At 69.3% G+C, this 19,258-nt stretch carries 17 protein-coding genes; 12 read left to right on the forward strand and 5 right to left on the reverse strand.

All coding sequences use genetic code 11. The annotated features are described in order from the left end of the window. Positions 1 to 4: 4 nt before the first annotated feature. On the reverse strand, positions 5 to 1,018 hold the full coding sequence (locus tag FHT26_RS00635) for an NADP-dependent oxidoreductase (protein WP_168558278.1): 1,014 nt from the start codon (positions 1,016 to 1,018) through the stop codon (positions 5 to 7). 90 nt (positions 1,019 to 1,108) lie between these two features. Between FHT26_RS00635 and FHT26_RS00640 the strand changes: the two genes are divergently transcribed. Next, positions 1,109 to 2,026: a LysR family transcriptional regulator gene (locus tag FHT26_RS00640; protein WP_168558279.1), complete on the forward strand. Its 918-nt coding sequence runs from the start codon at positions 1,109 to 1,111 to the stop codon at positions 2,024 to 2,026. 20 nt (positions 2,027 to 2,046) lie between these two features. On the opposite strand, the gene FHT26_RS00645 is transcribed toward FHT26_RS00640, so the two are convergent. Continuing rightward, complete coding sequence (locus FHT26_RS00645) at positions 2,047 to 3,297, reverse strand: leucine-rich repeat-containing protein kinase family protein (protein ID WP_168558280.1); 1,251 nt, start codon at positions 3,295 to 3,297, stop codon at positions 2,047 to 2,049. Positions 3,298 to 3,509: 212 nt separating this feature from the next. Here FHT26_RS00645 and FHT26_RS00650 point away from each other — a divergent pair, with 212 nt between their 5' ends. Further along, the gene (locus FHT26_RS00650) at positions 3,510 to 6,221 is read left to right on the forward strand and encodes a TonB-dependent receptor plug domain-containing protein (RefSeq protein ID WP_246867654.1); all 2,712 of its coding nucleotides are present in this window, start codon (positions 3,510 to 3,512) and stop codon (positions 6,219 to 6,221) included. Between the two features lie 79 nt (positions 6,222 to 6,300). Next, a complete protein-coding gene (locus FHT26_RS00655; RefSeq protein WP_168558281.1) occupies positions 6,301 to 6,681 on the forward strand; it encodes a DUF427 domain-containing protein in 381 nt (126 codons plus the stop codon). A gap of 139 nt (positions 6,682 to 6,820) precedes the next feature. Here the strand turns inward: FHT26_RS00655 and FHT26_RS00660 are convergent, their stop codons facing one another. Both FHT26_RS00660 and FHT26_RS00665 read right to left on the reverse strand, forming a co-directional pair. Next, positions 6,821 to 7,027, reverse strand: coding sequence for a hypothetical protein (locus tag FHT26_RS00660; RefSeq protein WP_210427191.1), 207 nt, complete (start codon positions 7,025 to 7,027; stop codon positions 6,821 to 6,823). 50 nt (positions 7,028 to 7,077) lie between these two features. Further along, the gene (locus tag FHT26_RS00665; protein WP_210427192.1) at positions 7,078 to 8,148 is read right to left on the reverse strand and encodes a substrate-binding domain-containing protein; all 1,071 of its coding nucleotides are present in this window, start codon (positions 8,146 to 8,148) and stop codon (positions 7,078 to 7,080) included. Positions 8,149 to 8,554: 406 nt separating this feature from the next. Here FHT26_RS00665 and FHT26_RS00670 point away from each other — a divergent pair, with 406 nt between their 5' ends. Genes FHT26_RS00670 through FHT26_RS00690 form a run of 5 tightly spaced genes read left to right on the forward strand, consistent with a single transcriptional unit; the run spans position 8,555 to position 13,721 of the window. Then, positions 8,555 to 9,613: a glycoside hydrolase family 5 protein gene (locus FHT26_RS00670; RefSeq protein WP_168558282.1), complete on the forward strand. Its 1,059-nt coding sequence runs from the start codon at positions 8,555 to 8,557 to the stop codon at positions 9,611 to 9,613. 51 nt (positions 9,614 to 9,664) lie between these two features. Further along, on the forward strand, positions 9,665 to 11,014 hold the full coding sequence (locus tag FHT26_RS00675) for a hypothetical protein (protein WP_168558283.1): 1,350 nt from the start codon (positions 9,665 to 9,667) through the stop codon (positions 11,012 to 11,014). Positions 11,015 to 11,045: 31 nt separating this feature from the next. Continuing rightward, a complete protein-coding gene (locus FHT26_RS00680; RefSeq protein WP_168558284.1) occupies positions 11,046 to 11,729 on the forward strand; it encodes a hypothetical protein in 684 nt (227 codons plus the stop codon). Between the two features lie 17 nt (positions 11,730 to 11,746). Continuing rightward, on the forward strand, positions 11,747 to 12,658 hold the full coding sequence (locus FHT26_RS00685) for a hypothetical protein (protein ID WP_168558285.1): 912 nt from the start codon (positions 11,747 to 11,749) through the stop codon (positions 12,656 to 12,658). Positions 12,659 to 12,707: 49 nt separating this feature from the next. Next, positions 12,708 to 13,721, forward strand: coding sequence for a nicotinate-nucleotide--dimethylbenzimidazole phosphoribosyltransferase (locus FHT26_RS00690; RefSeq protein ID WP_168558286.1), 1,014 nt, complete (start codon positions 12,708 to 12,710; stop codon positions 13,719 to 13,721). 37 nt (positions 13,722 to 13,758) lie between these two features. On the opposite strand, the gene FHT26_RS00695 is transcribed toward FHT26_RS00690, so the two are convergent. Continuing rightward, positions 13,759 to 14,439: a FadR/GntR family transcriptional regulator gene (locus FHT26_RS00695; RefSeq protein ID WP_349238056.1), complete on the reverse strand. Its 681-nt coding sequence runs from the start codon at positions 14,437 to 14,439 to the stop codon at positions 13,759 to 13,761. Positions 14,440 to 14,662: 223 nt separating this feature from the next. On the opposite strand from FHT26_RS00695, the gene FHT26_RS00700 reads away from it, so the two are divergent. From FHT26_RS00700 to FHT26_RS00715, 4 genes are all read left to right on the forward strand, one after another. Further along, positions 14,663 to 16,222, forward strand: coding sequence for a sugar ABC transporter ATP-binding protein (locus FHT26_RS00700; protein ID WP_168558288.1), 1,560 nt, complete (start codon positions 14,663 to 14,665; stop codon positions 16,220 to 16,222). Between the two features lie 16 nt (positions 16,223 to 16,238). Continuing rightward, positions 16,239 to 17,222 (forward strand): ABC transporter permease, encoded by a 984-nt coding sequence (locus FHT26_RS00705; RefSeq protein ID WP_168558289.1) that lies wholly within the window; start codon positions 16,239 to 16,241, stop codon positions 17,220 to 17,222. Positions 17,223 to 17,288: 66 nt separating this feature from the next. Then, the gene (locus tag FHT26_RS00710; RefSeq protein WP_168558290.1) at positions 17,289 to 18,233 is read left to right on the forward strand and encodes an ABC transporter substrate-binding protein; all 945 of its coding nucleotides are present in this window, start codon (positions 17,289 to 17,291) and stop codon (positions 18,231 to 18,233) included. A 14-nt stretch (positions 18,234 to 18,247) separates the two neighbouring features. Next, a complete protein-coding gene (locus FHT26_RS00715; protein ID WP_168558291.1) occupies positions 18,248 to 19,258 on the forward strand; it encodes a zinc-binding alcohol dehydrogenase family protein in 1,011 nt (336 codons plus the stop codon).

Raw genomic sequence — 19,258 nt, forward strand, 5'->3', positions numbered from 1 at the left:
TTCCTCACGCGACCGTCAGCACGATCTTCCCCTGGATGTGCCCGCGGGCGGCCCGCTCGTGCGCCTCGCGGGCCTGCGCCAGCGGGAACGTGCTGTCGATCGCGACGCGGACCGTGCCGGCGTCGAGCAGCTGCCCGAAGGCTGCGAGCTGCGCTCCGTTCGAGCGCACCTGCGTCATCGACACGGTGACGCCCCTCTGCTCGGCCTGGTCGGCGTCGCGGAAGCCGATGAACACCGGGAACAACGCGCCGCCGCGCTTCAGCGTGCGCAGGAAGCGGCCGGTGGTCGGGCCGCCGAGGGTGTCGACGACGAGGTCCAGGTCGCGCACCGCGTCCTCCGGCGGGCGCCGGGTGTAGTCGATGAATTCGTCGGCCCCGAGGTCGCGCAGGAACGACTCGTGGGCGCCCGACGCCACCGCGATGACCTGCGCGCCTTGCCACCTGGCCAGCTGCACCGCGAGGTGCCCGACGCCGCCCGCCGCGCCGTTGACCAGCACCTTGCGGCCGGCCAGCGGCACCGGGCGATGACGCTGCGCTTGAAGCGGGTTGGGGTGATCGTGTCCCAGCTCGATCAGGTACTGCCATGCGGTGAGGCCGGCCATCGGTGCCGCCGCGGCCTGCAGGTGGTCGATGCCGGCCGGCTTGCGCGCCAGGTGCGACGCCGGCGCGGCGACGTACTCGGCATACGCCGCGCTCTCGCCGCCGAAGCTCGGGAACCGGACCATGCCGAACACCTCGTCGCCCACCGCGAAGCCGGTGGCGTCGGGCGCGACGGCCTCGACGATTCCCGATACGTCCCAGCCCGGAATGGCGGGGAAGGGCACCGGCGGCCTCCAGTCGGCAGGCAGGCTCCGGTAGCCGTCGCGCAGGTACCAGTCGGGCGGATTGATGCCCACCGCGCGAACGCGGACGAGCACCTCGCCCGGCTTCAGTTCGGGCACCGGGGCATCCTCGTACCGCAGCACCTGCGGGCCGCCGAATTCGTGCATCCGCACGGCCTTCATCGTCGTTGCCGTCATCGCCATGTCCTTCGTGATGGTTGTGATGGAAGGACTGTGGAGTTCTGCCGCCCGTTTGATAATCCCTCCGGGATTCACTTATCAAGTGCCATGACGGAACAAATCAGCCTGGAGCGCCTGACCGGCATCGTCGCGTTTGCGCGTGCGGCGTCGTACGGCAGCTTCACGGCGGCGGCGCGGTCGTTGTCGGTGTCGCCGTCGGCCGTCAGCAAGACGATCCAGCGCCTGGAGCAGCAGCTGGGCCTGAGCCTGTTCACGCGGACCACGCGCTCGCTCGTGCTGACGCCGGAGGGGCGCGACCTGCACGAGCGGGCCCTGCAGCTGCTGCGCGCCGCCGAAGACGTCGTCCAGTCCGCCGCCGCGGCGCGGGCCGAGCCGGCCGGCACGCTGAAGGTCGCGGCGCCGCTGCCGATCGGCACGCGCCTGCTCGCGCCGGCGTTGCCGGAGTTCCGGCGTCGCCATCCCAAGCTGAAGATCGACCTGCGGCTCAACGACCGGTTCGTCAACCTGGTCGAGGAGGGCATCGACGTGGCGATCCGCGTCGGCCAGCTCGCCGACTCCACGCTGATCTCGCGCGGCTTCGCGCCGAACCGGGTCGGCGCGTACGCATCGCCGGGCTACCTGGCGGCACGGGGCACGCCGCGCAAGCCGGAGGACCTGCGGGACCACGACTGCGTGAACTTCCGCTACCAGACGTCGGGGCAGCCGCTGCGGTGGTTGTTCCAGGTCGGAAGCCGCACCATCGAGTTCACGCCCGACGCGGCCATCGTGGTCGATGTCAGCGATGCGGTCGTCGAGGTGCTGGCCGCCGGCGGCGGCATCGGCATGACGGCGTCGTGGATCGCGGCGCCCTACGTGGAGCGCGGCCTGCTGGTGCCGGTGCTCGGCGAGTTCTCGGTCGACCGGTCGGCGATCACCGCCGTCTGGCCCGAGAGCCGGCGCGGCAGCCCGAACGTCAAGGCGTTCATTTCGTTCCTGGAGGAGGTGTTTCCGCGCGCGGCGGCCTGATCGGGCCCCGTGGCGACGGCTCAGGCGCGGACCAGCAGCGCGAGTTCGTCGACCAGGATGTCCAGCGCGCGGCGGTCGAGCGCCTGCAGTGCGGCGCGCTGCGCGCCGTCGTCCGGCAGCAGCGATGCCGCCCCCAGGTCGCTGAGCACCGCACGGCCTTCGCCATCGACCAGCAGGTTGTGCGCATAGAGATCGCCGTGGCTGAGCCCGCATGAATGCAGGTGCTCCAGCGCAGCCGTCGCCGCCTGGGCCACCGACCTGACCTGCTCGGCAGGCAGGCGCTGGTCGGCGCCGTACACGTCGCGGCTGCAGCTGGCCATGCTGGGCGGGCCGGCCAGCGGCCTCCACTGCGGCCCGAGGCGCGGCAGCACCAGGCCGGGCGTTCCGTGCGGATGGCCGGCGAGGGCGCCCAGCACGCCGACGAGGTGAGGGTGGCGGCCGGCCATCAGCGTCGCGGCGATCTCGCAGGCGGGCAGCCCGTCGCTGGTCACCGTCCCCTTGAACAGCTTCACCGCCACGTCCCGGGCCGGCCCGTGGGCCGGCTGCCACTGCGCGGCATGGATGTGGCCGGACGCGCCTTCGCCGAGCAGCGCGTGCAGCCGCAGGTCGTGCCAGGCGATCGGCTCGACGGTCGCCAGCGCCTGTGCCGCCTGTTCGCGCGCGGCGCTGAACGGGTTGCCGGCGTGGGCCAGCCAGGCCAGTTGCGGCAGCGCCAGCAGTTCGTCGGGCAGGGCATGGTCGGCGCGCTCGAAGGCGTTGGCCGACAGCCGCAGCAGCTCGAGCCGCTGCAGGCGGCCGATGCCGGCCGGCAGCCGCGCGAGCCGGTTGCCGGCCAGCATCAGCTTCTGCATGCGCGTGCAATCGGCCAGCGTCGACGGCAGGTCCGCGATGCGGTTGTCGGTCAGGATCAGCCAGCGCAGCGTCGGCGCGAGCGACGCGGCCGGCACGTCGGCGATCTGGTTCGCCTTGAAGCCCATCGTGTCGAGCGCCGGCAGGCGGCCCAGCACCGGCGGCAGCGCGTCGAAGCGGTTGAAGGACGCAAACAGCGTGTGGAGCCTGGCCAGCCGCGCCAGCCCGTCGGGCAGCGAGCCCAGCGCGTTGCCGGACAGGTCCAGCACCTCGAGCGTGTCGGCCAACGCCAGCACCTCGGGCGGCAGTTCGGTCAGGCCGCAGCCGCGCAGGTCGAGCCGGGTGCAGCCTTGCAGTTCGCCGGCGCGCAGGCGGGCCAGGGTCTGGATCGGGGTGAGGGTGGGCTGAAGGGAGATGTCCATCGGGCGGGTCGTGCAGGCGCCCCGCATTCTCGTCGACCGGTCAGGGGAGCTCGTGCGCGTTCGGATCATCGGCAAGCGAATCGATGCGAACGCCGATCGACACATTTCCTCACCGCGCCATCGCAATTCGCCTTTGCATCTGAGCTTCGCTTCGTTGTGCCGGCGGATGTCGCTGCGTAGGCTGCGGCACCACCGTCCCACCCGACCGAACCATGCCCATCGCCGCGACAGAACGAACCGTTTCGACATCCCGCCTTTCGACGCTGGCCGCCGCGCTGCTGCTGGCCGGGCTCGCGCCGCGGCCGGCCGCCGCGCAGGACGCGGTGACCACCCCTGCGGTGCAGGTCACCGGCTCGCGCCTGCTGCGCGCCCAGGCCGAGGGACCGAGCCCGGTCACCGTGATCAACGGCGGCGACATCGAGCGCCTGGGCTACAGGAACGTGTTCGACGCGCTCGCGGGCCTGACGCAGAACACCGGCTTCACGCAGGGCGAGGACTTCGGCAACACCTTCACGCCGGCGGCCAATGCGATCAGCCTGCGCGGCCTCGGGCCGAACCACACGCTGACGCTGGTCAACGGGCGGCGTGTCGCCGACTACCCGACCGCCTACGACGGCGAGGTCAACTTCGTGAACCTCGCCAACATTCCGTCGGCGCTGATCGAGCGCATCGAGATCCTCGACGGCGGCGCCTCGGCGATCTACGGCTCCGATGCGATCGCCGGCGTCGTCAACATCATCCTGAAGAAGCGGCTCGACGGCATCCACCTGAACCTGAAGGCCGGCAGCACGCAGCAGGGCGGCGGCGAGAACCTGCGCGTGCAGTTGAGCGGCGGCGTCGCGAGCGACGCAGTGACCGGCGTGTGGGGGCTCGAACTCGGCAAGCGCCAGCCGATCTGGAGCCGCCAGCGCGACTTCATGGCCGACACCACGCTGGCCGGCGCAGCGCCGACCGCGATCGCGTCGCGCCGCAATGCCGACACCGGCGCCTACGTCGACCCCGGCGCCGGCTGCGGTGCGCTCGGCGGGCTGTTCGACGGCAGCACCACCCACTACCAGGCCGGCAGCCGCAACTACTGCGCGAGCGGACGAGCCCAGCCGACCTACTGGACCACGCAGACCGGCAACCGGACCGCGAACCTCGCGGGCCTGTTCGACATCGCGCTGACGCCGAAGACGACGCTGTTCGCCGAAGCGCTGCTGGGCGTGGCCAGGACCGAGAACAACACCCGCGGCCCGAGCTGGACCTCGCTCGGCGCGAGCAGCAGCTACTTCCGCAACGCCAGCACCGGCGACCTGGAAACCTGGACGCGCCGCCTCGCGCCGGAAGAGCTCGGCGGCGTGACGCGCTTCAACCGCGAATGGCGCGACAGCACCGGCAACCTCGCACTGGGCGCGCGCGGCGAACTGGTCGACGGCTGGAACTACGAGCTCGCCTACAACGCCTCGGGCTACCGCAACAAGACGGCCACGCCGCGGCTGCTGGCCTCGGTCGACAGCTTCTTCCTCGGCCCGCAGCAGGGCACCGACGCCGACGGCATCCCGATCTACGCACCGGATCCGGCGCGGCTTTACACGCCGCTGACCCCGGCCGAGTTCGGCTCGATCAGCGGTGCCAGCGAAGGCGACAACCGCTCGTGGAACCACGGCCTGAGCGCCAGTGTGCGTGGCGAGTTGCTGGCGCTTGCGGCCGGCCCGCTGCAGCTGGCGGCGGTGGCCGAGATCGGCTCGCAGGGCTTCAGCAACCGCTCGGATCCGCGGCTGGGGCAGGGCGTGTTCTACAACACCAAGGAAGTCGCCGAGGCGAAGGGCACGCGGCAGCGCCAGGCGCTGGGCGCGGAACTGAACGCACCGCTGTCGCGCCAGGTGACGGCGACGCTGGCCGGTCGCTACGACGACTACGCCTTCGCCGGCCGGCATGACGACAAGCTGACCTGGCAGGCCGGGCTGGAGTTCAGGCCGGGCAGGGAACTGCTGCTGCGCGCCAACCACGCGACCAGCTTCCGGGCGCCGGACATGAGCTACATCTACACCGCCGAGAGCCGCGGCTACTACGCGTCGTCCACCGACTACTACCGCTGCGCGCAGGCCGGGCAGCCGGTGGCGAGCTGCGAGTTCAGCAACCTGTCGCCGGGCTTCAACTACGTCAGCAACGGCAGCGCCGACCTGAAATCGGAGAACGGCCGCAGTTGGGGGCTGGGCGCGTTCTGGTCGCCGAGCGCGCAGTTCGAGGCCTCGATCGACTTCTGGAAGATCGAGATCGACAACCTCGTCACGACGCTCGATGCCGACAAGCTGCTGCGCGACGAGGCCGATTGCCGCAGCGGCGCGAAGGACGCGACGAGCCCGACCTGCATCGACACGCTGTCGCGCGTGCGCCGCAATGCCGCCGATGCAGTCGTGCGGCCCGGCGAGGTCTACGAGATCGCGGTGAACCCGATCAACGCCGCGCAGGAGAGCACGCGCGGTTTCGACCTCGGCGTGAGATACCGCTGGGCTGTCGAAGGCTGGGGCCGGTATCAGGCGGCGGTCAAGTACACGCGGGTGCAAAGCTTCGTGTACCAGCAGTTCGCCGGCGACAGCGCGTCCAACCAGGTCGGCACGCGCGATTTCACCGGCTGGCCGAGCAAGCTGGTGGCGACGCTGGATGGCAGCTTCGGCGACTGGGGCGCGACGCTCACGTCCAGCCGCTTCGGCCGCATCCCGGACGGCGACGAAGGCTGGGTGGCGCCGCAATGGCTGCACAACCTGAGCGGCAGCTACCAGTTCGCGAAGCACACCCGGCTGACGGTGATCGTCAACAACGTGGCCAACAAGACGGTGCGCGACGACACCGGCGGCTGGCCGTTCTACCCGGTCGGCTTCTACAGCGCGCATGGCCGGCAAGGTTGGCTGGAGTTCGAGCACCGGTTCGGCGGGAGCTGAGGTCCACGCAGGTCGGTGCCGGGTACGGCGTTTGCCCGCACAAGGGTGAGCCTCATGCGAGGTGACAAGGAGCGCGATCATGAGCAAGTCCCCCGGCCACCGGCAGCATCCCGAGCACAAGGTGTTGGAATCCCGCGTGCCGCACACGATGAAGGTCGAGGTCGACGGCGTGACGGTCGCACAGTCCGACGACGTCATCCGCGTCGACGAAGACCAGGCGCCGGCACGCTATTATTTTCCGCGGTCCGATGTGCGCATGGAAATGCTGGCACCCTCCAGCGTGACCAGCGACTGTCCGTTCAAGGGCCATGCCACCTACTTCGACCTGAAGGCCGGCGCGAAGCCGCTGGAGGGCGCGGTGTGGACCTACGAATCACCCTACGACGAGCACCTGGCGTTGCGCCAGCGGGTGGCCTTCTACGACGACAAGTACCCGCAGATCCGGGTGCAGGGCGGGTAGCGCGGACGATGTGACGACGGCCTGCGTCACGGCGCCCGCATCGCCTCCAGGTACTGGGCCGGGGCCGGGGTCGAGATCGTGTTGTGTCCCGTACCGGGAACGACCACCAGCGACGCCACGCCGGGGGCGAAGCGAGCCTTCAGGCGTTCGGTGCTGGCGCGCGGGACGACTTGCCATGGCCGCGGTAGTCGAGCAGGTAGAGGGCGCGGTCCGGGAAGGCGCGGTAGAACGACGCCAGGCTGGCCGAGACATCCTCCGCGTTGCCGCCAAAGTAGATCAGGGCCTTCGGGCCGGCATGCGGCCGCACCGAGACGTTCAGTTCCGCGCCCGGAACCGGCAAGCTCAAGTGAGGAAGGCGACGCAGGCAGCCGTCGAAACAGGCGCTCCCGCGGCAGGTCAGTCGGCCGAGTGCGGCGGCGCCGCCGTGGTTCCCCGCACCACCAGCCGCAATTCCAGCGACCCGATCGGTGTGTCGTTCAGCTGCTTGACGCCCAGCAACCGAAGCAGTTCGCGGGCGGCGGTACAGCCCATCTCGTAGATGGGTTGCCGAACGGTGGTGGTCGGCGGCACGCAATACTCGGAAGGAGGCAAGCCGTCGAATCCCACCAGCGAAACCTGCCCCGGGACGTCGATGCCTCGATTGAACAAGGCCAGTCGGGCGCCGTTCAAGGTCGGGTCATTCGCCGCGAAGACCGCTGTGAATCCGATGCCGGAGTCCAGCAGCGCCTGCATCGCTCGCAAGCCCCCCGGCTCGGAGAAGTCACCGCGCACGACGAGACGCTGGTCGACCGACAGACCGGCATCGCGATGCGCATCCATGTAGCCCTGCATGCGGGCGATCGCGTCGGGCTGGTACTCGATCCCCGAGATGTGGGCGATTCGCCGATGCCCCAACTCGATCAGGTGACGGGTTGCCATGTAGCCGCCCCCGCGCTGGTCGATGTCGAGCGAGCGCAGGCGAGGGCCATGGCATTCGCGTCCGATCACGACGATGGGCTGGTGCTCGGAGAGGTCCAGCAACTGCGCGTCGCTGAGCCGCCCACCGATCACCACGATGCCATCGATCTTGCGCGACATCAGCAGGCGAACGCGTTCCGTTTCGTCACCTTCGCGGCTCCAGTGGCCCGAGACCAGGATCGGGGTGTAGCCGCTGCTCCTCAGCTCGTCTTCCACGCCGGTGGCTGCGTGCGAGGTATAGGGGTTGTCGAAGTCCTGCATCAGCACGCCGATGGTCATGCTCACGCCGCTGCGCAAGCTCTTCGCCACCAGGTTGGGCTTGAAGCGCAGCTTCTTGATCGCGGCTTCGACGGCGTCGCGCCGGGACGAGTCGACCTGCCCGTTGAGGATGCGCGACACGGTGCTGGCCGACACCCCCGCCAATCGCGCGACATCCTGGAGGGTCGCGCTTTGCTCCGGCACGCTTCGGTTCGCCGGGCTGCCTGGGCTTGCTTTTCTGGCACTGCTCATTGACATGCTGGCCCGACAGGGCGCTCCTTGGCGATGCGTGGAAACGACTCGTGGAAACGACTGGTGGAAACGATTGCGCCGGGCATCTTCCGGCAGGCTGCTGCTTCGGTGGTGCGGGTTGACGCCGGCCGGGCGAAAAGAAGGGCCGACCGTCGAGTAATTCACGCTAACCCGATGATACGGCACGGACCAGTTGACACAAGGAGTAACTTCGCTGCAACATTCATTCAGCTTGCAATCGATTGCAGATCTTTTCCCCTCCCATTGACCGGAAGCAGTACGAATGATGAAGACGGACGTGATCTCGACTTGCGGCACCTCTGGCATGACTTTTCCAGGCTTTTCTTCCCCGGCCTTGCAATCGATTGCACGACTCGTTGCGACCACGGTTCTTCTCTCCGCGGGGTTGGCGGCGTGCGGTGGCGCCGGCGGCGCGACGGCGTCCGACGCGGGATCGCTGGCCGACTACCCGGCAGCGGCCACCGGCACGCCTCCTGGCGCCTCGGCGCGGGCCACCGCCGCGGCGGCGGCGCTCGGTCGCGGGGTGAACTTCGGCAACATGCTCGAGTCGCCGAGAGAAGGCGACTGGGGCCTGACCGTGGAGCAACGCTTCATCGACCTGCTCGATGGCGGCACGTTCGCCAGCGTTCGGCTGCCTGTGCGCTGGAGCAACCACGCCTCGGCCGACGCCGCGGCCGTGATCGATCCGGTCTTCTTCTCGCGCGTGGACAGCGTGGTCGACCGCCTGCTGGACAAGGGTGTCCACGTGCTGCTCGACATGCACCACTATCGCCAGCTGGACGGCGATGCGCTGGACGCCAACGAGCGGTCGGTGGACCCCGCGGTCGTGGAAGTGCGCTTCCTCGCGATGTGGCGACAGATCGCGGCCCGCTACAAGAACCGCAGCGACCGGTTGATCCTGGAGCCCTACAACGAACCGCACGGCAGCCTGACGGGCCGTTGGAACGACCTGATGGCGCGGGCGGTCGGCGTCATCCGGCGCGACAACCCGCAGCGCCTGATCGTCATCGGGCCGACCAGCTGGAACAGCGCGGCCGACCTGTCCAAGCTGGTGCTGCCCAACGACGCCAACCTGATCCTCACCGTCCACAACTACGAGCCGTTCAGCTTCACCCACCAGGGGGCCTCGTGGGTCACGCCGCCGCTGCCGGTCGGGCAGGACTGTTGCGCGGCGGACCAGTTGTCGAAGATGGCCTGGGGCCTGGACGTCGCGAAAGCCTATGGCGTGAAGGTCGGCTACCCGGTCTTCGTCGGCGAGTTCGGGGCCTTCTCGGCGGCCGACAGCGCCGCGCGGCAGCGCTACTCGCGAGCCATGCGCGACCTGATCGAAGCGCGCGGCATGAGCTGGCTCTACTGGGAGCTGGCCTCGGGTTTCGGCGTCTACGACCCGTCGGGGGCCGGCGCCTTCCGCGCCGACCTGAAAGATGCGCTGTACGGCCAATGAGCGGTCGCCACGGGACGTTCGCGAGCATCCCGCCCCGCCGTTCGCGCCGACATGCCCGGCACCTCCACCCCGACATCGATTTCCCGCGTTCGCCGCGTCGCGGCGCAACGCCGATCCGTCCGCCCGCCACGTGCGGGCAATCGCCTACCACCCCACCGCAAAGATGACCCCATGAACATCGACAACTCCCATCGCCTGGCCGCCATCTCGACCCTGTTCCTGCTGCTGTCCGCCTGCGGCGGCGGAGGCACCCCGGTGCCGCCCGCCGGGCAAGCGCCGGCGCCTGCGCCCGCCGTGCCGGTCACCATCGACGGGCAGGTCGTTGCATCGTTCACCGCGGCCGACGGCCGCACCGACCAGGGGCGAACGGCCACGGCATTCGCCTATTCGGAAAAGGTCGGCGACCTGCCGAGCGCGCCGACGCTGAGCGTCAGCGGCAACCTCCTCAACGTCAGCAGCAGCTTCAACAACGCCGGCGCCAGCACCTTCGGCGGCGTGGGCATCGACATCCCGCTGCGCGATGCCGATCGCAACCAGATCCAGTCCGGCGCGACCAAGGTGCAGTTCTCGCTGGCGTCGACCGGTACCAACAAGACGCTCAAGTTCAAGATCAAGGCGCTGGGCGCCACGCCCAACGGTTGCGTGCCGGCGGCCAGCGTGACCGTCACGGCCACCCAGACGAACTACGAGCTGGCGCTGACCGATGCGAACTTCAAGCTTCCCGACTTCTGCACCGGCCCGACCGCCACCAACCCGGCGCTGGCCGGCACGCTGGCCAACATCGGGGCCCTCGAGGTGTCGGACGAAGCCTTCCCGTCCAGCGGTTCCGCCACCGTGGGCATCCATGTGGGAAGCATCGCCTTCGCGCCCAAGCCTGCCGCACCGGCCACTGCGGCCGTGTCGATCACGGGCCCGTTCTCGTTCGAGTACGGCACCGGCGCCACGGGCAGTGCGCTCGCCGAAAGCGCCTCGGCGTACACGCTGACCGGCAATCGGACGTCGGCCACCGAATCCTGGGCCGCCACCGTGGCCGTGCTGCCGCTGACCGCCACGCGCGACGTGTCCGGCTGGCCCGCATTGAGCATCAACCTGGCATCCACCAGCAACAGCCAGGTCGTGGTCATGCTGCAGTCGGCCGATGCGGTCGACGACGGCTGCTTTCCGAGCTATGTGGTTACCGGCCTGAGCGCCACCGCCGCGACCCGCGTGATTCCGTTCTCGTCGTTCAGCCTGGCCAACAACCCCGATGCCAGCTGCGCCGCGTCCAGTGCCACGCGTCCCGACACCGCGCTGGCGCTGACCAGGCTCAAGCAGTTCCAGATCCGCGAACTCAAGGGCACCGCGGGCCTGGATGCGGTGTCGGTGGTCATCGGCAAACCCGTCCTGCTGTCGGGTCAGTGACCGGCGCCCGACGAACCCACAAGGAGATGGCATGAAGTTCAGCCCCTTCCTGGCCGCGGCGGCGTGTGCGCTGCTGGGCGCCTGTGCCCCGTTCCGGACCGACGCGCCTGCCGCGCCTCCACCCAGGCCCATGGCCGTGCCGACCGCGTCGCCGGTCGGCGTGCAGGCCGAATCGGCGGATCGGTCCTGGGCGACCATCAAGAACCCGTCGCGCACGCCGGAAGGCGGGCCGATCGCCACCTTCACCTTTTCCGAGAAGCAGGGCGATGCGTCGATGTCGCCGCTGGCCGTGCAAGGCGACCTCCTCGTCGTGACCGGGCAATTCTTCGGCAAGGGTGCGAGCCAGTGGGGTGGCGTCGGGGTCAACATCGGTGCGCCGAGAGCGATGCCGGTGAAAGCCGGCAGCTACAAGGTCCTGACGATCAGGCTCAGCTCGACCACCAGCACTCGCCTGCGCGTGCGGCTGGTCGGTCCGGACGAGGCCACGCAGAGGCTCGGCTGCTACCCGATGGTGATGCAAGCCGTGAAGCCCGAGGTGGCCGAGTACCGGATTGCGCTGGACCGCTTCGCGCCCGACGGCTACTGCGGCACGAAGGGCGTTGCGGCAAAGCCGACGCTGGAGAACCTGACGGGCATCGAGGTGACCGAAGTCGCGGCTCCGGTGCGCGACCGGGCCGTGAGCTTCGGCGTGGGTGCCATCGGGCTCCTTCGCTGAGTGGAGAGGGGCAAGCCATGCGCCACCTGAATCCCATCGCGTTGCTCGCCAGCGGACTGGCCCTGCTGGCCTTCGAGGCGGCGGCCCAGGCGCCGGCCAGCATGCCGAGTCCGGACAAGGCCGACGAACAGGCCAAGCGGCTGGCCGACAGCCCGTTCCGCCGCATCCTGGAAGCGGGCCGGGTCGAGGTCAAGCTGCGCCGCGAGTCTGAAGCGACCGTCCCCGCGGCCGCCGCGCCGCGCCGCATCCACGCGGCGGCGGCGCCGGCGCCGAAGGCGCAGACGTCCCGCCCGCCGAACGAAGTACCGGCCCCCGCGCCGGCCCCGTCGTTGGCACTGGCCCCGGCGAGCACCGCGGTGGTGGTTCCGCTTCCGCCGACGACGTCGTCCGGCATCGAGCGCCTGTGGGCCGCATTCAACGGCGCGACCGCCGCGGTCGAGGGGGGCTCCATCGAGGGGACGGTCTATGCCGAAAAGCCTGGCGACGCGATCCTGGGCGACATCTCCGTCGGCAACAACGGTGTGCTCAACGTCACCGGGCAGTTCAACACGCGTGGCGGCAGCCAGTGGGCCGGTGTCGGGATCGTGGTGATCGCGCAGCGACCCGTGGTGGCCACCTCGTACAAGGCGTTGAAGGTCCACCTGGCGGGCCACACGGTGAGCAAGCTGCGGCTGCGCATCCTGGGGGAGGACCCGGCCATTCAGCAGAAGGGCTGTTATCCGGTCGTGATGCTGCCGGTCAAGCCGCAGGTCACGGAGTACCGCGTCGAGCTGTCGCAATTCGCAGCGCCAGAGTACTGCGGCGCCGATGGCGTCGACGTCAGGTCGACGCTGGAGTCGCTCGCCGCCATCGAGATCATCGACGCGGCGGAACCGGTGCGCGATCGTGCAGTGAGCTTCAACGTGGGCACGCTGTCGTTGCTGAAGTAGGAAGCCAGCGGCACGCACCAGCCGCTGCCGCCAGAGGAATCGAACCAGCATGAGCATTGCCGACGACATCCCGCGCCTCTACGACGCCGCGTTGGCGCAACGGGTGCGGCAGGGCATCGGCCAGGTGCCCGGCGGGGGCGGCGTGCACGGCAGCGTCGGCCTGCTGGCCCAGCGACTGGCGCAGGTCCGAGGTTCGGCCCGGCCGCGGCTGGAGAGGCCCCAGCTGGTGGTCTTCGCTGCCGACCACGGCATCGCGGCGCGCACGGATTCGGCCCCTCGGGTCGATGCAGCGGCGCTGCGGGTGCGCAACCTGCTGGCCGGCCGCACGGCCGCGTCGATGTTCGCGCGCCGGAACGGCCTGTCGTTGACGGTGATCGACTGCGGCTTGCACGCCGACCTCGAGCCGCACTTGCAACTGGTCCGGATCAAGATGGCGCGGGGCACCCTGGACAGCAGCCAGGGTCCCGCGATGACCATCGGGCAATGCCGTGCCGCCATCGAGCGCGGCACACGCCTGGTCACCCGGCTGCCCGGCAATGTGCTGCTGCTGGGCGAGACCGGCATGGGCAACGAGGCGGCTGCGTTGTTGATGAGCCGGCTGACCGGGATCCGGATCGCCGACTGCGCGGGCTTCGGCAGTTCCGGCCGGGCGAGGGAGTGCGCGGCGCTGCAGGCCGCCCTCGATCTGCATGTCGACCTTGCGAACCCGGTGGCCCTCCTTGCGGCACTGGGCGGCCTGGAGATCGCCGCGCTCGTCGGGGCGGTGCTTCAGGCTGCGCGCGAACGCCGCGTGATCGTCGTCGGCGGTTTCGTCACGACGGCCGCCGTGGCGGTTGCCGCCAGGCTGGCCCCGGCACTCCTGGAGCGTTGTGTCTTCTCGCATGGCTCGCAGGCCAACGGACACGCGCGGTGGCTGCAGTGGCTGGGTGCCGAGCCGCTGCTCGATGCGGCGCTGTGCACGAGCGAAAGCTGCAACGCCGTGCTCGCCTGGCCCTTGCTGAAATCGGCCGAACAACTGCTCGAAACCGTGGCATGCGCCGGGCAGGCCCAGGACTCGCGCTGACGACGAACGCACGGCGCGGCCGCGCGGCACTCTGCCATCAGCCTCCGACCCAGCGCTCCTCCGACATCTTGAGGTGCGTGTGCATCGCGGACTGGGCCGCCAGCGGGTCGCGCGCTTCGATGGCGCGAAGGATGGCCTCGTGCTCCTTCAGCGCGAGGTTCCAGGTGCGGGAGTTCTCGTAGCGCGAACTGATCTTGGCCGAGATCGGGCTGTGGCGTTCGTCGAACAGCTCGGCCACGATGCGCACCATCACCGAATTGCCGCTCATCTCGGCGATCGTCAGGTGGAACTGCCGGTCGTGGTCGATCGGAATACGGCGCCGTGCGACCTCGCTGCGCATGCCCTCGACGATGTCGCGCAGCCGCACCAGAGCAGGCTCGCTGCCGTGCGCGCACGCGAGCATGATCACGGACCCCTCGAACGCAGCCCGGGCCTGCATCAGCTCGCTCGGGCTTTCGCCGAGCGCGGCGGTCGTCTCGGGCGCCCGTTCCGCCCGGGGGCACACATACACGCCGGATCCGCTTCGAATCTCGACGCTGCCTTCGACGTCGAGGGCGATCAGGGCTTCGCGCAGCGAGGGCCGCGAGACACCCAGCTGCTGCGCCAGATCGCGCTCTGGCGGCAGCCGCATGCCGGTGTCGAAACCGCCTTGCTGGATGAGTTCGCGGATCTGGTCGGCGATCTGTTGGTAGAGCCGGCGGGGCTCGACCTGCTTCAACTGGAGGGTCATGGCGGGTCCGGCGAAATTGGCCTGACCATGATAGCCACATCGTGTCGCGTGCCGCCGCGTTCCCAGGCAGAACGGCAGCAGCTTCCTCGGGTGTTCAGGGAATGTCCCAGGTTTCCTTGCAGGTTTTGGTCAGGCCAAATTGCTTTTGCTTGGTAAGGTGGACTGACCAAGCAATGCCAGCCCGAATCGCCAACCCGACAGGAGACACGACTTGCAACTTCACGCAGAGCCGGCCGCAGCCGTGGACCGGCCAGGCCCCGCATCGCCCGAACCCTTGCTGAGCCTGCACGGCATCGGCAAGCGTTTCCTCGCGGTGACCGCCTTGAGCGACGTGAGCTTCGACCTCCGTCGCGGCGAGGTGCATGCCGTGTGCGGAGAGAACGGCGCCGGCAAATCGACGCTGATGAAGATCGTCAGCGGACAGCTGCAGCCCGACGACGGCCACATCGCGTTCAAGGGCGCGCGGACGCGCTTCGCGTCGACGCGCGAGGCCGAGGCTGCCGGCATCGCGATGATCCACCAGGAGCTCAATCTCGTGCCCCACCTGTCGGTGGCCGAAAACATCTTCCTGGCCCGCGAGCCGCGCCGCGGCTGGTGGGTCGACCGGGCGAAACTGCATGCCGACGCCCGGGCCTGCCTGCAGCGGCTGCGCGTGGACATCGACCCGACGCACCCGGTGCGCACGCTGTCGGTGGCGCAGCGGCAGATGGTCGAGATCGCCAAGGCGCTGTCGCTGGAGGCCGAAGTGCTCATCATGGACGAGCCGACCTCGTCGCTCACCGAGGCGGAGACCGAACAGCTCTTCAAAGTCATCCACGAGCTCAAGCGCGGCGGTGTCGGCGTGGTCTACATCTCGCATCGGCTCGACGAGATGGCGCACATCGTCGACCGCGTGACGGTGCTGCGCGATGGCCGCCACGTGAGCACCGACGACTTCGCCGCGACGACGGTCGACAGCATCGTCGAGCGGATGGTCGGCCGCCCGCTGGAAGACAAGTTCCCGCCCCCGACGCGCTTGCCGACGACCGAGCCGCTGATGCGCGTGCGCGACCTGACGCGCAAGCAGGTGTTCGAAGGGATCGGCTTCGAATTGCGGCGCGGCGAAATCCTCGGCTTCGCAGGGCTCATGGGGGCCGGCCGCACCGAGGCCGCGCGCGCCGTCTTCGGCGCGGAGCTGCCGGACGCCGGCGTCGTGCAGCTGGGCGACGAGGTGCTGCGCATCCGCTCTCCGCGCGACGCGATCCGCCACGGCATTGCCTACCTGTCGGAAGATCGCAAGCACGACGGCCTCGCGATCGACATGCCGCTGGCGCACAACGTCAGCATGGCCAACATGGCCGCGGTGTCGGGCCGTGCCGGCTTCATCCGCTTCAAGGACGAAGAAGCGTGCGCCCGGCGCTTCGTCGACACGCTGGCCATCCGCACGCCGTCCGCGCGCCAGCTGGTGCGGCTGCTGTCGGGCGGCAACCAGCAGAAGGTCGTGATCGCCAAATGGCTGTTCCGCGACTCGCGCGTGCTGTTCTTCGACGAGCCCACGCGCGGCATCGACGTCGGCGCGAAGTACGCCATCTACCAGCTGCTCGACGAACTCGCCGCGCAGGGCATCGGCGTGGTGCTCATCAGCTCGGAGCTGCCCGAGATCCTGGGCATGACCGACCGCGTCGCGGTGTTCCATGCCGGGCGCATCACCGGCACGCTGGACACGCGCACGACCTCGCAGGAAGAAATCATGCATTTCGCGTCGGGGCGGCCGGTGCGTGCGGCCGCCTGACAGAGACAAGCACCCCATGACCGACAAGCAGAAAGACCTGTTCCAGAAATTCGCGGCGCTCGCGAGCCTGATCGCCCTCACGGCGGTGTTCTCCTTCGTGAGCGACTCGTTCTTCTCCGTCGGCAACGGCATGACCGTCGCGCTGCAGGTGACGTCGATCGCCTACCTCGGCATCGGCGCGACCTGCGTGATCATCACCGGCGGGATCGACCTGTCGGTGGGCGCCATCCTCGCGTTGTCGGGCGTCGTCGCCGCGCTGGCGGTGAAGGCGGGGATGCCGGTGGCCCTGGGCATGTCGTGCGGACTGGCGGTGGGGGCCGCGTGCGGCCTCGTCAACGGCCTGTGCGTGACCTGGCTCAAGCTGCCGCCGTTCATCGCGACCCTGGGCATGATGCTGGTCGCACGCGGCGTGGCGCTGCAGATCACCGATGCCAAGGCCATCGGCGGACTCGGCGACGGCTTCGCGGCGCTCGGCAACGGCTCGCTCGGGCGCGTCGTCAACATCGGCGCCGACGGCTTTCCGGACGTCGTGTTCCCGGGGATTCCGTATCCGGTGCTGCTGATGGTCGCGCTGGCCGTCGCGGTGGCGGTGCTGCTGAACCGCACCACGCTCGGCCGCTACATCTATTCGGTCGGTTCGAACGCCGAGGCGGCACGCCTGTCGGGCGTGGACGTGCGCGGCGTCACCGTCTTCGCCTACGTGCTGTCGGGAACGCTCGCCGGGTTGACCGGCTGCGTGCTGATGTCGCGCCTCGTCACGGCGCAACCGAGCGAAGGCCTGATGTATGAACTCGACGCGATCGCCGCCGCGGTGATCGGCGGCACCTCGCTGTCGGGCGGCGTCGGCACGATCTCGGGCACCGTCATCGGCGCCTTCGTCATCGGCATCCTGCGCAACGGCCTGAACATGGGCGGCGTGTCGGCCTTCACGCAGCAAATCATCATCGGTCTGGTCATCCTGCTCACCGTGTGGATCGATCAGATGCGTCATCGCAGATGACACCTCACCGGCGGGTCCGCCCGGGAATTGGAGAGAGACAAGCTCGTTCACCACAAGAGGACTGACATGAAAAAACTTCTGACCACCCTGTTCGCATCCATGTTCCTGTTCGCCGCGTCGGCGGCATCGTCCGCCGACAAGGAGATCGCCGTCATCGTGAAGACCGCGAACTCCGACTTCTGGCAGAACGTGAAGAAGGGCTCGACCGCGGCCGCCGGCGAGCTCAAGGGCTACACCGCGAGCTTCCAGGGCGCGGCGTCCGACACCGATCTCGCAGGCCAGGTGGCGCTGGTCGAGAACGCGGTGAACCGCAAGGTCGCGGCCATCGTGCTCGCGCCATCCGACCCGGACGCGCTGATCCCCGCGATGAAGAAGGCCTGGGAGGCCAAGATCCCGGTGATCCTGATCGATTCCGCGGCCAACGACGCCGGCAAGAACTACTACCAGTCGTTCCTCGCGACGGACAACAAGAAGGCGGGCGAGCTGTGCGCGCAGGCCTTGATCGACAAGATCGGCACGACGGGCAAGATCGCGATCATGTCGTACACCGCCGGCTCCGGCTCGGAGATCGGCCGTGTCGGCGGCTTCCGCAAGTACATCGAAACGCACTCCAAGCTGCAGATCGTCGGCCCGTTCTATTCGAACTCGCAGATGGGAACCGCGTTGAACCAGACGACCGACGTGCTCGCGGCCAACGCCGACCTGAAGGGCCTCTTCGGCGCCAACGAGCCGACCGCGATCGGCATGGGCCGCGCGCTCGTGCAGTCGGGCAAGGCCGGCAAGGTGGTGGCCATCGGCTTCGACGGCAATGGCGACCTGCAGGGGTTCATCAAGGACGGCACGCTCGAAGCGATCGCCGTGCAAAGCGCCTACCAGATGGGCCACCTGGGCGTGAAGACCGCGGTCGAAGCGATCCAGGGCAAGCCGGTGCCGAAGTTCCGCGACACCGGCGTGGTGATGGTGACCAAGAAGAACATCGACTCCACCGAGGCGAAGAACGTCTTGTACTGACCGACAGGAGCGTCATGCTGACCGTGATCTGCGACACCCCGGGCACCTTGCGTGCCGTGGAAAGAGCGATGCCCCCGCGCGGCGAAGCGGAGGTGCTGATTCGCGTGCGGCGGGTGGGGGTGTGCGGCACCGACCTGCACATCTTCACCGGCACCCAGCCCTATCTCGACTATCCGCGCGTCATGGGCCACGAGTTCTCCGGCACCGTCGCCGAGGCGCCCGCCGGCAGCGCGCTGGCGGCCGGCGATCCGGTGTTCGTGATGCCCTACCTGTCGTGCGGCCGCTGCATCGCCTGCCGCCAGGGCAAGACCAACTGCTGCGTGGCCATCCAGGTGCTGGGCGTGCACCGCGACGGCGCCTTCACCGAGTACCTCAGCGTTCCGCAGGCCTTCGTCCACAAGGCGGAAGGCGTCACGCTCGACCAGGCGGCGATGCTCGAGTTCCTGGCCATCGGCGCGCATGCGGTGCGGCGCGGCGACGTGCAGGCCGGCCAGCGCGTGCTGGTCGTCGGCACCGGGCCCATCGGCATGGCGGCGCTGACCTTCGCCGTGCTGCGCGGTGCCAACGTCACCGCGCTCGACACGCGCCGCGAACGGGTCGACTTCTGCTGCCGGCACCTGGGGGCGCATGCCGGCGTCGTGATCGGCGACGGCGACGAAGCGGAGCTGGCGAGGCTGACCGACGGCGACTTCTTCGACATCGTGTTCGACGCCACCGGCAACGCCCGCGCGATGGAGCGCGGCTTCGGCTTCATCGCCCACGGCGGCAAGTACGTGCTGGTGTCGGTCGTGCGCGACACCATCGCCTTCGCCGATCCCGAGTTCCACAAGCGCGAGGCGACGCTGCTGGGCAGCCGCAACGCCACGATGGAAGACTTCGACACCGTGCTTGCGGCCATGCGCGCGGGCCGGATCCCGCACCAGGCGCTGAACACCCATCGGCTCGCGCTCGCGGACCTGCCGGCGGACTTCGCGCAGCTGCTCGACCCGTCGCGAGGCGTGGTCAAGGCCATCGTCGAGTGCTGA

It is taken from the genome of Rhizobacter sp. SG703 (assembly GCF_012275445.1).
Lineage (GTDB): Bacteria > Pseudomonadota > Gammaproteobacteria > Burkholderiales > Burkholderiaceae_C > Rhizobacter.